We start from the raw sequence: 13,082 nt of genomic DNA on the forward strand, positions 1-13,082 counted from the left end.
TCTGCGTGCCGCTGCATCAGCCGCAGGATGAACATTCGGGAGAAGCGCAATGATCGTCGTTCGCGTGGTGCAACGAGGCGATGTGGATGCGCTGATGCGGCTCGCGCAGGAAACCGGGCCGGGCCTGACCACCTTCAAGCCGGACCGCGATGCGCTCGCGGCACGCGTCGAACGCGCGCGCCGCACGCTGGAAGACCGGGCCGAGCCGCACGAGGCCGGCTACTTCTTCGTGATGGAAGACACGACGACCGGCGACATAGCCGGCGTGTGCGGCATCGAAACGGCGGTGGGGCTGCGGCAGCCGTTCTACAACTATCGCGTGAGCACGGTCGTGCATGCGAGCCAGGACCTCGGCATCTGGACGCGCATGCATGCGCTGAACATTTCGCATGACCTCACCGGCTATGCGGAGGTGTGCTCGCTGTTTCTGAGCCCGCGTTATCGCGCGAGCGGCGTCGGCGGTCTGCTGTCGCGCTCGCGCTTCATGTTTTTCGCGCAGTTTCGCGAGCGTTTTCCGCAGCGTCTATGCGCGGAGATGCGCGGCCATTTCGACGCGGAAGGCACCTCGCCGTTCTGGCGCGCGGTCGGCTCGCATTTCTACCAGATCGATTTCAACGCGGCCGATTATCTGAGTTCGCATGGCCGCAAGGCGTTTCTCGCCGAGCTGATGCCGCGTTATCCGGTGTACGTCGAGTTGCTGCCCGAAGAGGCGCAGCGCTGCGTCGGCCTCACGCATAGCGACACGATTCCCGCGCGCCGCATGCTCGAAGCGGAAGGGCTGCGCTACGAGAATCACGTCGATATCTTCGACGCGGGCCCGGTGCTCGAATGCCATATTGCCGATCTGCGCACCGTGCGCGAGAGCGTGGTGGTCGCGGCCGAAATCGGCGAGGCTGCGGAACCCGCCGCGCAGGACGGAGCGAAGTCGATGGTATCGAATACGTCGCTCGGCGATTTTCGCGTCGGCGTGGTGGCGGGCGTGCCGCACGCAGGCGGGTTCCGCCTGAGCGCCGCCGAGGCCGCCGCGCTCGGCGTCAAGGCCGGCGATTCGCTGCGGGTGCTGCCGTCGAAACACAAACAGGGATGATTATGAGCGAGCTTTTTATCGACGGCGGCTGGGCTGCCGGCATCGGACCCGCATTCGCATCGCGCAACCCCGGCACGGGCGCGGTGGTGTGGCAAGGCAACAGCGCCTCGGCGGACGACGTCGATCGCGCGGTACGCAGCGCGCGGCGCGCATTCGCGGCATGGTCGGCGCTGACGCTCGACGAGCGCTGCGCGGTGGTGCGCCGCTTCGCCGCGCTCGTGACCGAGCGCAAGGAAGCGCTCGCCGCAGCGATCGGCCGCGAGACCGGCAAGCCGCTCTGGGAAGCGCGTACCGAAGCGGCCTCGATGGCCGCGAAGGTCGAGATCTCGATCCAGTCGTACAACGAACGCACCGGCGAAAAACGCTCGGCGATGGCCGATGGCACCGCGGTGCTGCGGCATCGTCCGCATGGCGTGGTGGCCGTGTTCGGCCCGTATAACTTCCCGGGCCATCTGCCGAACGGACATATCGTGCCTGCGTTGATCGCGGGTAACGCGGTCGTGTTCAAGCCGTCCGAACTCGCACCCGGCGTTGCCGCGCTCACCGTGCAGATCTGGCGCGACGCGGGCTTGCCCGCCGGCGTGCTCAATCTCGTGCAGGGCGAGAAAGACACCGGCATCGCGCTGGCGAATCACCGGCAGATCGACGGCTTGTTCTTCACCGGTAGTTCGGATACCGGAACATTGCTGCACAAACAGTTCGGCGGCCGGCCCGAGATCGTGCTTGCGCTCGAGATGGGCGGCAACAATCCGCTCGTGATCGGGCCCGTGGCGGACCTCGACGCCGCCGTGCATCACACGATTCAATCGGCGTTTCTGTCGGCGGGGCAGCGCTGCACCTGCGCGCGCCGCATCTTCGTGCCCGACGATGCGTTCGGTGAGCGTTTCCTCGCGCGCCTGACTGAAGTGAGCGCGCGCATTGGCGTCGGCGAATACGATGCCGAGCCGCAGCCGTTCATGGGGGCTGTCGTGTCGGCGCGCGCGGCCTCGCGTTTGATGAGCGCGCAGGAAAATCTGCTTGCGCGCGGCGCGAAGGCGCTGCTGAAAATGGCGCAACGCGATCCGCAACTCGGCTTCGTCACGCCCGCGATTCTCGACGTGACCGGCGTGCAGGATCTGCCCGACGAAGAGCACTTCGGCCCGCTCGCGCAGATCATCCGCTACCGCGACTTCGACGCCGCGCTCGAACAGGCGAACGATACCGAATTCGGTCTCTCGGCGGGCCTGCTCGCCGACGACGAAGCCCTGTGGACGCATTTCCAGCGCACGATCCGCGCGGGCATCGTCAACTGGAACCGGCCGACCAACGGCGCTTCGTCGGGTGCGCCGTTCGGCGGTCCGGGCCGCTCGGGCAATCACCGGCCGAGTGCGTACTATGCGGCCGACTACTGCGCCTACCCGATGGCCTCGGTCGAGAGCGCGCAACTGCATATGCCCGCGAGCGTCTCGCCGGGCCTTCAATTCTAAGGATCGACGATGCTGCAAGCCACTGAAGCCAATTTCGACGGCCTGGTCGGCCCGACTCACAACTATGCGGGGCTCTCGTTCGGCAATGTCGCGTCGCAGAACAACGAGAAGTCGGTCGCGAATCCGAAGGCCGCCGCGCGCCAGGGTCTGCGCAAGATGAAGCAGTTGGCCGACCTCGGTTTTCATCAGGGCGTGTTGCCGCCGCAGGAGCGTCCCTCGATGCGGCTGTTGCGCGAACTCGGCTTTTCCGGCGACGACGCTTCGGTCATCGCCCGTGTCGCGCAGAACGCGCCCGAGTTGCTGGCCGCCGCGAGTTCGGCCTCGGCGATGTGGACCGCCAACGCGGCGACCGTGAGCCCGTCGTCCGATACGCACGACGGCCGCGTGCATTTCACGCCGGCCAATCTGTGCAGCAAGCTGCATCGCGCGATCGAGCACGAGTCGACGCGCCGCACGCTGCGCGCGATGTTTAGCGATACCGACCGTTTCGTCGTGCACGAGGCGCTGCCCGGCACGCCCGCGCTTGGCGACGAAGGTGCCGCGAACCACACGCGCTTTTGCGAGCAATACAGCGCGCGCGGCGTCGAATTCTTTGTGTACGGCCGCAGCGAGTATCGTCGCGGGCCGGAGCCGAAGCGTTATCCGGCGCGTCAGACCTTCGAGGCGAGCCGCGCCGTCGCGCATCGTCATGGCCTGCAGGAAGCCGCGACCGTCTATGCGCAGCAGAACCCGGACGTGATCGACGCGGGCGTGTTTCATAACGACGTGATCGCGGTCGGCAATCGCAACACGTTGTTCTGCCATCAACTCGCGTTCGTCGAACAGAGCGCGGTGTACGACGAACTGCGCTCGAAGCTCGCGCACCTGCATGCGGGCTTCAACGTGATCGAAGTGCCCGATGCGCAGGTTAGCGTTGCCGATGCCGTGACGTCGTATCTGTTCAACAGCCAGTTGCTGACGCGTCCCGACGGCAAGCAGGTGCTCGTGGTGCCGCAGGAGTGCCGCGAGAATCTGCGCGTGGCCGCGTATCTCGACGAACTGACGTCGCATCGCGGGCCGATCGACGAAGTGCTCGTGTTCGATCTGCGCGAGAGCATGAAGAACGGCGGTGGTCCGGCGTGTTTGCGTCTGCGCGTCGTGCTCGACGACACCGAACGTGCGGCCGTCGCGCCGGGCGTATGGATCGACGACACGCTGTTCGGCCGCCTCGATGCGTGGATCGAGAAGCACTATCGCGACCGTCTCGCGCCGGCCGATCTGACCGATCCGCAACTGCTCGTCGAATCGCGCACCGCGCTCGATGAACTGACGCAGATTCTCGACCTCGGTTCGCTCTATGACTTCCAGCGCTGAGTCTGCGATGTCGGCCGCGATCCCGATGCTCGACGATTTCCTCGCATGGACGCTCACGGGCAGGCGGCCTGCCGCGCATGACGCGCAGGGCGTGTGCGCGAATGGCGTGCACTGGTCATGGCTCGACGAGGGTGTGCTCATGATGGAGCCGACGCAGGTGCCAATGCAGGGGTCGACTCAAGCCGCCACGCACGGCTCCATCGGAAAACCCGCCATCCCGCGCAGCGTGCTGGTCTCGGCCGGCGTCCACGGCGACGAAACCGCGCCGATCGAACTGCTTTCGCGCATGATCGCCGATCTCGCGCGGGGCCGTGCCGCGCTCGCGTGCCGCCTGCTCGTGATTCTCGGCAACGTCGATGCGATGCGTGACGGCTCTCGTTATCGCGACGACGATCTGAACCGTCTCTTCAGCGGCCGTCATCTGCAATTGCCGCACAGCCACGAAGCGCCGCGCGCGGCGGCGCTCGAAGTGGCCGCGACGCGCTTCTTCGCGGCGGCGTCCGAGGCGTCCTGCGTGCGCTGGCACATCGATATGCATACGGCGATCCGCGCGTCCGCGTTCGAGCGTTTCGCGCTGCTGCCGCATACCGGCAAGCCGTTTTCGCGTGCGATGTTCGAATGGCTTGGCGAGGCGCGCATCGGCGCGGTGCTGCTGCATACGACGAAGGGCAACACGTATTCGCATTTCACCGCGCAGGCGTGCGGCGCCGAGGCCTGCACGCTCGAACTGGGCAAGGTGCGTCCGTTCGGCGAGAACGACCTCACGCGTTTCGCGGGCGCCGACCTCGCAGTGCGCGCGCTGCTCGCCGGAACGCGGGTCGGCGAGCAAGCGCATCAGCCAACGAATCAGCGAACCGATGCGGAATCCGATACGGAATTCTCCGCACCCGCGGCCATGCCGCGCGTCTTCACCGTGATCGATCAACTGACCAAGCAAAGCGATGCCTTCGAGTTGCTGCTAGCGCCCGACGTGCCGAACTTCACACCGTTCGCGGAGGGCACCTTGCTCGCGCGCGACGGCGAGTATCGCTATACGGTTCGGCACGACGAAGAGCGCATCGTGTTTCCGAACGCAACCGTCAAGCCCGGCTTGCGCGCCGGGCTGCTCGTGATCGAAACCACCGCCGACACGCTGTCCAGACTTGTCTAGACAGGTTCCGTGTACAATCGCGGGCGTCGCGGCGCTCGCACCATCATGCCGGCCGCGCGAGCCGGCCGCATTCCGTGCGGCGAAGCTGTCCGTGCCGGTCAGGCTCCGTCCTAGTCAACCCCGTAGAGGAACCCCCGTAATGAAGATGAATTGGCCCAACATGGCCGCGCTCGCGCTGTTCGCGGCGGCGGCGCTGACGGCAGGCAGCGCGTCGGCGGCGGATATCAAGGAAGTGCGCTTCGGTGTCGAGGCGTCGTATGCGCCGTTCGAATCGAAGTCGCCGAGCGGTGAATTGCAGGGCTTCGACATCGACGTCGGCAATGCCGTGTGCGCGAAGCTGAAGGCCAGATGCGTGTGGGTCGAGAACTCGTTCGACGGCCTGATCCCGGCACTCGAAGCGCGCAAGTTCAACGCGATCAACTCGGACATGACGATCACCGACCAGCGTCGCCAGGCGATCGACTTCACCGATCCGATCTACACGATCCCGAACCAGATGATCGCGAAGAAGGGCAGCGGTCTGCAGCCGACGCCGGCATCGCTGAAGGGCAAGCACGTCGGCGTGCTGCAGGGCACGATCCAGGAAACCTATGCGAAGGCGCGCTGGGCGCCGGCCGGTGTCGACGTCGTGCCGTATCAGACGCAGGACCAGATCTACGCGGACCTCGTCTCGGGCCGTCTCGATGCGTCGTTCCAGGATGCCGAAGCGGCTTCGAAGGGCTTTCTGAAGAAGCCGCAGGGCGCGGGCTTCGAGTTCGCCGGTCCGGCCGTCAGCGACGAGAAGCTGCTCGGCGCGGGCGTCGGCTACGGCGTGCGCAAGAACGACAAGGCGCTGAAGGACGCGCTGAACGGCGCGCTGAAGGAACTGAAGGCGGACGGCACGATCGACCGCCTCGCCGCGAAGTACTTCGACGTGAACGTCGTGCTGAAGTAAGCGGCGTTGCGCATCGCGGGAGTCGCGACGCGCGGGGCTGCGACGAGCATCGCCAGGAACGGCCGCACAGCGATGTGCGGCCGTTTGCATTGGCGTTTCCGCACGGCTGCGTGGCGTGCCGATCAGGCTCGTCGCCCGCGTGGAAATAATGAAAGACCGTCGATTAATATTTCGGGTAATTGCTTCGCAAGCATGCTGGCACCTGAACGGCTGCGATAAAATCACGGGGCATAACGCCACGCGCGGCGGCTCTCATGACCGTCATAAAAAACGCGCACAGTACGGCGAAAACACAAAACACAATACGGCGCACATACAGCGCCGGACAACAGCGGCCAGGCGCCAGCGGCGTCGAGCGGGGACCGGAATGACCATCATCGCAATCGAGACTCATAGCCCGAGCGGCGCGACCGACGACGCATCGTTGAGCGCCAGCTTCGCGCGGCAGCCCATTCTGAACCGGGACGGCATGCTGTGCGGTTACGAGATCAAGGTGCGGGCGCCTGAAGTGCCGCTCGAAGCAATAAACGAAGCAGCACACGAAGAAGCGGACAAAGCCACGGACAAAGCGCAGGACGCCGACACCTTGCCCGGCCGCGCGCCGACGCCCGCGCAACGTGTCGCCCGCGCGATCGCTTGCGGCCTCGTGCAAGGCGAGGTGCGCGGCGCGCTGACCGGCCATCCCGCCTATGTCGACGTGAGCCGCGAACTGCTGCTCGACGACGCGATCCTCAGATTGCCCGCCGAGCGCTTCATGCTCGAATTGCCGCCGTCGCTGGACGTCGACGCCGAGTTGATCGCGCGCCTCGTCTATCTGCATGGCCGCCGCTATCGCTTCGCGCTCGACGACGTCACGCAGCCCAACGAAACCTTCGCGAAGCTGCTGCCGTACGCCGAGGTCGTCAAGATCGACGCGGCGCGCGCGCCGCGTGCGCTGCTGCCGAAGCTCGCGAGCGTGCTGAAGTCGGCGGGCAAGCTGCTGCTCGCGTCGGGTCTCGACGCGCAGGCCGATTTCGACATGGCGCACGGGCTCGGCTTCGACCGCTTCCAGGGCTATTACTTCGCGCGTGCGCAGAGTTCGGACACGCGCCGTGTCAGCGCGCCGCGTCACGCGCTGCTCAATCTGCTGCAACTGCTCGGCGGCGACCCGAGCGTCGCGCAGCTCGAAGCCGAGCTGAAGCTGAACCCGGTGCTCGTGATGCATCTGATGAAGCTCGCGAATTCGAGCGGCTTCGCGGTCGGCCACAAGGTGACGACGCTGCGCGAAGCGATCAACGCGACCGGCACCGATCGCATCGCGCGCTGGACGCAACTGCTGCTCTACGCGGACGGCCGCAAGGTCGCGCTCGAAGACGATCCGTTGCTGCAACTCGCGGCGACGCGCGCGCGTTTCATGGAACTGGCGATCGCGCGCATGCCCGAGGCAGGGCGCGACGAAGCCGACGCGGCATTCCTGACCGGCGTGTTTTCGTTCGTCGACGCGGTGTTCGGCGGCTCGCTCGAAAAGACGCTGAACGTCCTCACGCTTTCGCGGCCGATCCAGGCGGCGATCCTGCATCGCGAAGGGACGCTGGGGCTGTTGCTGAGCGCGATCGAGGCGCTCGAAAGCGGCGCATGGGAGCGCGTCGCCGAACTGTGCGAGCGTCTACAGCCATTGGCGCTCGAAGACATCGCGCAGATGGGCCTCGCGGCCGCCGCCTGGGCCGGCGTCGCGGATCGCAGCGCGCAAGGGCTCGAACGGATCGAGGACTGAGCGGGCCTGCTCAGGCCACCTGCATCAGCGGAACTGTTTTCGGGCAAACACCGGAACGGCTTGAAACGAAGCAGGCGCTCAACGATCGCGCCACGTCTTCACATCGTCTCCATTTCCCGCATCTGCCCCTGGCCGAAAAAACGGCCTAACTCCTGGGCCAGTTCGTTGAGCACGCTCATTTCCTTCTGCGATATTCGGCGTGCTTCCTGCGTATGCGACCAGTCGCCGTAGAGCAGGGCGACGGTCTGATCGGTTTCGTCGACAACCGGCAGCAGCACGAACGCGCGCGTGTCGTCGAACGAGCGGCGGAACCATTCGGGCAGCCTCGCGACCATCTTCGGATCGCGCGCGTTCTCGATGAAGATGCCGACCGAATTGGCAATCGCGAGATGAAAGACGTCGGGCTCGAACGCGGCGTTGAACGTGAGCTTCGGCAAGGCCGCGTCGATCATCGGTCCGAGACCGAGGCGCGCCTTGAACGTGCCGTTGCTGTGCTTGACGAATACCACCGTGCGCGCAAAGCCGAGGCCGGCGAGCACGGTTTCCGCGGCCATCGCGAGCGCCGGCGCAAGCGGGCTGCCCGCGGGCAGATCGCGCAGATCCTTCACGCCGACTGCGATGCGGGCCTCCGGCGTCAGGGCTTCGCGCGCGATCGCATCGGCATTCGCGCGCAGCTCGACGATCTCGCGCATCACGCCGTCGCCGCCTTCCTCGCGCGCGAGCGCGATGCTCATCTGCTGCAGTACGTCGGGGTCCGTGTTCAGCGCGCCGCTATAGCTTTGCGCGAGTTCGGCGATGCGCGCCTCGCGCTCCCAGTCCGGCATGTTTTGCTGCGTGAGCACGTCGGCGACCGCGGTCGAGTAGTTCGTGATGGCGCGCAGCCATTGCACCTGGCGCGGCTGCGTCACGTCCTGCGGATCGAATTCGCCCATGCCCGAACGGATCATGTCGGGCAGGCGCCAGCGCACCGCGGCTTCCGTGCCGATTTCGTCGAACGTGACGCCGAGCACGAGCACGCACGCATCGGTTTCGAGCGCGCCGCCGTCGATGTGGCGGCGAATCTGGTCCCACTCCGCGTCGAGATAGAACACCACCAGCAGCTTGCCGATCTGCCGCATCAGCGTGCAGACCACCGCTTCCTCGCCGGCGCGCAGATCGCCGCGCTCGGTCAGCTTGCGCGCGACGCAGCCCGACAGCAGCGTGCGGTTCAGTTCGAGTTTCGCGTCGATGCGGCGCGGCGCGCTGTGATGAAAGTGATCGACGATCTTCAGCCCGACGACGAGATGGCCGACCGCATCCATGCCGAGCACCATCAGCGCGCGCGACACCGTCGTGATGTTGCCGCCGAACGCCATGTACATGGCCGAGTTCGCAAGTCGCAGTACTTTCTGCGTCAGCGCGAAATCCGACAGCACCACCTGCACGAGGCCAGTGAAGTCGAGGTCGTCGTTGTTCATCGCCGCCATCGTGGTGCGCAGCGATTGCGACAGCATCGGGAAATCGCCGCGCTCGCTCATTCGCGTCCAGAGACGGTCGAGCACTGCCGCCTTTAGCATGTGAGTCCCGCAAAAGCCATACGTGTTCCAATGAGTACCGCGCCGGCATGAAGCCGGCCTGTTGCGCTTGCGTTGCCTGCGTGCCGCGCCTGCATGGTCCGTTATGTGCCGTGCAGACGAAGCGTGCGCGCCTCGAAGCGCTGCGCGAGTTCGTCGGACGGCAACGCCTTGCAGACGAGCCAGCCCTGGATGTGATCGCAGCCCATCTCGGTGAGCAGCGTGCGTTGCGCTTCCGTTTCGACGCCCTCGGCGACGAGTTCGAGATCGAGCGTCTGCGCGAGCCCGACGACGGCGCTCACGATGGCCTGATCGTTTCGCGAGGTTAGCAGATTCTCGACGAAACTCCGGTCGATCTTGAGCTTGGCGAGCGGAAAACGCTGCAGGTAGGCGAGGCTCGAATAGCCGGTGCCGAAGTCGTCGACGGCGAAGCGGATACCCATCGCGGTGAGGTCTTCGAGCAGCGCCGTCGCGTGCGCGGGGTCGTGCATCAGCAGACTCTCGGTGATCTCGAAGACGACCCGGCGCGGATCGATGCCGGTCAGCTCCAGCGCCTCGCGCACCGAGTCCTTGAAGCGCGGGTCGCGGAACTGCTGCGGCGACACGTTGACGGCCACGTATTGCAGCGCGATGCCTTTCGCATCCCACTGGATCAGCTGCATGCAGGCGACCTTCAGCACCCAGTTGCCGAGGAAGTTGATGAGACCGATCGACTCGGCGAGCGGAATGAACATCGACGGCGGCACGAGTCCATGCACCGGATGAGTCCAGCGGATCAGCGCCTCGACGCCGACTACGCCGTGCGAGCGGCTGCTCGTGATCGGCTGGAAGTGCAGCGAGAACTCGCCGTTGCGCACGCCGTCGTAGAGATCGGCTTCGAGTTTCAGGCGCTCGGCGTCGGCCGGGTTGTCGTCGGGCACGTAGAACGCGAGCGTGTTGCCGCCCGCGGCTTTCGCCTGCAGGAGCGCGTGGTCGGCCCAGCGCAACAGATGGGTGTCGTGCAGCGCGGTGTCGTTCGCGTGCCGCACGTCCGGATACAGCGCGATGCCGATGCTCGCCGACAGATGCACCTGCTGGCCCTTGAACACGTACGGTTGCTGGATCGCGGTCAACAGGCGCCGCGCCAGCGCTTCGGCGGCGGCCGCCGCGTCGGTGCGGTTGGCGGCCGGCTTGACGAGGATCGCGAACTCGTCGCTCGCGACGCGCGCGAGCAATTCGTTCGGGCTCGTCATGTTGACGAGACGCCGCGCGGTGTCGCGCAGCATCTCGTCGCCGGCATCGTAGCCGAGCGCGCGGTTCACGCGCTGATAGTCGTCGAGATCGAGCAGCAGCAGCGCGACCGGCGTGCCGTGCGCGTCGGCCTGCTGCTGCGCGTCGATCAGCGCGTGTAGCAGGCCCGACTGGTTGGGCAGGCTCGTCAAGCGGTCCAGATGCAGCGCCTGGGTCAGACGTTCCTCGGTGGCGCGCCAGGCCGAGACGTCGAAGCCGGCGATCGCAAAGCCGTCGACGCCGTCGTGGCTGCTGCGCATGACGCGCAGCTCGACCGTGATCGGATAGGTCAGCGACTTGATGAGCCCGAGCGTCGCCTTCTCGACGTTGCCCGAAGCCGCCGCGCGCGCGAGCAGTGCGTCGAGGCGCGGCACGTCGGCTGGCGCGACGAGCTCGTGCAGCGTGATCGTCTCCAGATACTCGCGGTGATAGCCGATAAAGCGCAGGCTCGCATCGGAAACGTAAAGGAAGCGCTGCGCGTCGTCGACATGCGCGAGCAGGTCGACCGCGCCGACCACCTGTTCCAGTGGCACGGCACGGTGGGGGGCGCTCTGCCGTGTGCCGTCCGCGCGCCGGCCGAATGCGCGAAGCCGGTCGATGACCGTGCGCAGGGAGCCCCGGCGGGGCGCGGTGATCGTGTTCGCTTCCATGTGTCGCTGGCAACCTGAGTTCGTCCGCCGGCGCAACTGCGGGTCCGCCGGCTCGGGCGGCCGGCAAAGTAGCAGGCCGCCGCATCAGAACGAGATAACGACCCGCGCCGCGAAATCTTTAGCGGCCCTCGTGGAAAACACCCGGTATCGGATTGCCTCATGCCGCCGCGTGGACGATTCGGCTAAAGTGGGGCCGCTTTACATCCGTTAATACGAGGAATCCCGTTGTGCAGTGCCGGCCGTGGCGTCGCCGCTGCATAGTTTCCGAACCTTGCACCGATGAACCATGTTCGAACGCCCTGTGGCCAGGCCGCTTGCCGGGCCCGATGCCAGCCGCGCTTCCGGGGCGGCCGCCGGAGCCGCCGGAGCTGCTTCACGGCACGCCGAGGTGAGTGAGCCGTTTGCCCGCCCTGCCGGGGTCTTGTCCGCCGGCGACGCGACGCCGGCGGCCGCCGCGCAGGATGACGCGCAGTACGTCTATCTGGGCCGCCAGCCGATTCTCGACCGCCACGGCGCGCCCCACGCCTACGAACTGCTGTTTCGCGCCGGCGCGCACAACTACGCCGAAATCAGCGACGACACCCAGATGACCGCGCAGGTGGTGGTGCGCACGATCGGCGGGATCGGCGTGCCGGCCGTGCTCGGGCAGCACCGCGGCTTCGTCAATATCGAGCGCCGGCTGCTCTTTAGCGACATCGTCCATCTGATGCCGCCCGAGCGCTTCGTGCTCGAAATTCTCGAAACCGTGCGCTTCGACATGCCGCTTGCGCGCCGTCTCGTCGAATTGCGTCAGGCGGGCTTCCAGATCGCGCTCGACGACGTCAGGGACCTCTCGGACGAACTGTTCGCGATGCTGCCGTACGCCGACATCGTCAAGATCGACCTGTTGCAGACCCCGCGCGACAAGCTCGCCAAGCTTGCGTCGATATTGCGCGGACACGGCAAGACGCTGCTCGCCGAGAAAGTCGAGACGCGCGAGGACTTTGCGCTCGCGCAGGAACTCGGCTTCCAGCTGTTCCAGGGCTATTTCTTCGCGCGGCCGCAGGTGCTGGCCGCGCCGCGCAACCGCTCGTTGCGCCCGGGCCTGCTGCGGCTGCTCGCGCTGCTCTCGCGCGACGCCGGCATCTTCGAGCTCGAAGCGGAACTGAAGCTGAACCCGAGCGTGGTCGTGCAGCTGCTGCGCCTCGTCAATTCGAGCGCGTTCGGACTCGGACGCCCCATCTCGTCGCTGCGCGAGGCGATCATCGCGACCGGCACGCGGCAGATCGCGCGCTGGGCGCAACTGCTGCTCTACGCGGACACCGACGACCGGCCGTGGCGCACCGATCCGCTCGTGCAACTGGCCGCGACGCGCTCGCGCTTCATGGAACTGGCCGCGAGCTGGCTGTACCCGGCCGATGGCGATTTCGCCGACGCCGCGTTCATGACCGGAATTTTTTCGCTCGTGCACGTAGTGCTTGGCAGCACGCCGCGCGCGGTGCTCGAAAAGCTCGCGCTCGCGCCGCAGATTCGCGAGGCGATCGTGTCGCGCGCGGGCGAGCTCGGCGCGCTGCTCGGTATCGCCGAAGTGGCGGGCGAGGGCGGCGACGCCGCGCCGCTTGCCGCGGCGGCCGGCTTCGCGGCGCTCACGCCCGCCGTGCTGTCGGAGCTGAATCTGTCGGCGGCGGCGTGGTTCGGGGTGCATGTCGCCGAGTCGGCGGTCTGAGCGGCCGGGGCCGGCCGCCCGACGCGCTGGTCTCGCCTCGTTGGCCTCGCATGCTTTCGATCCGCTTATCGTCATGCCGCGCCGCTTACGCGCGTTGCGCATCCGTGTTCCAATAGCCGATGCAGGGATGGCCGAGGCCGTCCCCGATGCCCCGGACTGGAT

The 13,082-nt window shown here is 66.6% G+C and carries 9 protein-coding genes; 7 read left to right on the forward strand and 2 right to left on the reverse strand.

Annotated features, from left to right (window positions below; translation table 11 throughout):
- Positions 1–49 precede the first annotated feature (49 nt).
- The 6 genes from astA to GXB81_RS21440 all read left to right on the forward strand — a co-directional run bounded on the left by astA (position 50) and on the right by GXB81_RS21440 (position 7,743).
- A complete protein-coding gene (gene astA / locus GXB81_RS21415; RefSeq protein ID WP_205990262.1) occupies positions 50–1,087 on the forward strand; it encodes an arginine N-succinyltransferase in 1,038 nt (345 codons plus the stop codon).
- A gap of 2 nt (positions 1,088–1,089) precedes the next feature.
- Positions 1,090–2,553, forward strand: a complete 1,464-nt coding sequence (astD, locus tag GXB81_RS21420) for a succinylglutamate-semialdehyde dehydrogenase (RefSeq protein WP_167040286.1) — start codon at positions 1,090–1,092, stop codon at positions 2,551–2,553.
- A 12-nt stretch (positions 2,554–2,565) separates the two neighbouring features.
- Entirely contained in the window at positions 2,566–3,906 is a 1,341-nt protein-coding gene (gene astB, locus GXB81_RS21425) for an N-succinylarginine dihydrolase (protein ID WP_205990271.1), read from the forward strand.
- Positions 3,890–5,056 (forward strand): succinylglutamate desuccinylase, encoded by a 1,167-nt coding sequence (gene astE, locus GXB81_RS21430; protein ID WP_205990263.1) that lies wholly within the window; start codon positions 3,890–3,892, stop codon positions 5,054–5,056. Before astB ends, astE begins: the two co-directional genes overlap by 17 nt.
- A 139-nt stretch (positions 5,057–5,195) precedes the next feature.
- Complete coding sequence (locus GXB81_RS21435; RefSeq protein WP_167284592.1) at positions 5,196–5,990, forward strand: ABC transporter substrate-binding protein; 795 nt, start codon at positions 5,196–5,198, stop codon at positions 5,988–5,990.
- Positions 5,991–6,357: 367 nt separating this feature from the next.
- Positions 6,358–7,743, forward strand: coding sequence for an EAL domain-containing protein (locus tag GXB81_RS21440; RefSeq protein WP_205990264.1), 1,386 nt, complete (start codon positions 6,358–6,360; stop codon positions 7,741–7,743).
- Positions 7,744–7,841: 98 nt separating this feature from the next.
- Here GXB81_RS21440 and GXB81_RS21445 read toward each other — a convergent pair whose 3' ends face one another.
- Positions 7,842–9,299 (reverse strand): HDOD domain-containing protein, encoded by a 1,458-nt coding sequence (locus GXB81_RS21445; RefSeq protein WP_205990265.1) that lies wholly within the window; start codon positions 9,297–9,299, stop codon positions 7,842–7,844.
- Between the two features lie 101 nt (positions 9,300–9,400).
- Entirely contained in the window at positions 9,401–11,215 is a 1,815-nt protein-coding gene (locus GXB81_RS21450; RefSeq protein ID WP_205990266.1) for a sensor domain-containing phosphodiesterase, read from the reverse strand.
- Between the two features lie 421 nt (positions 11,216–11,636).
- Between GXB81_RS21450 and GXB81_RS21455 the strand changes: the two genes are divergently transcribed.
- Entirely contained in the window at positions 11,637–12,920 is a 1,284-nt protein-coding gene (locus tag GXB81_RS21455) for an EAL domain-containing protein (RefSeq protein ID WP_241016463.1), read from the forward strand.
- The last annotated feature ends 162 nt before the right edge of the window (positions 12,921–13,082 follow it).

The organism is Paraburkholderia sp. Ac-20336 (genome assembly GCF_017105025.1).
Lineage (GTDB): Bacteria > Pseudomonadota > Gammaproteobacteria > Burkholderiales > Burkholderiaceae > Paraburkholderia.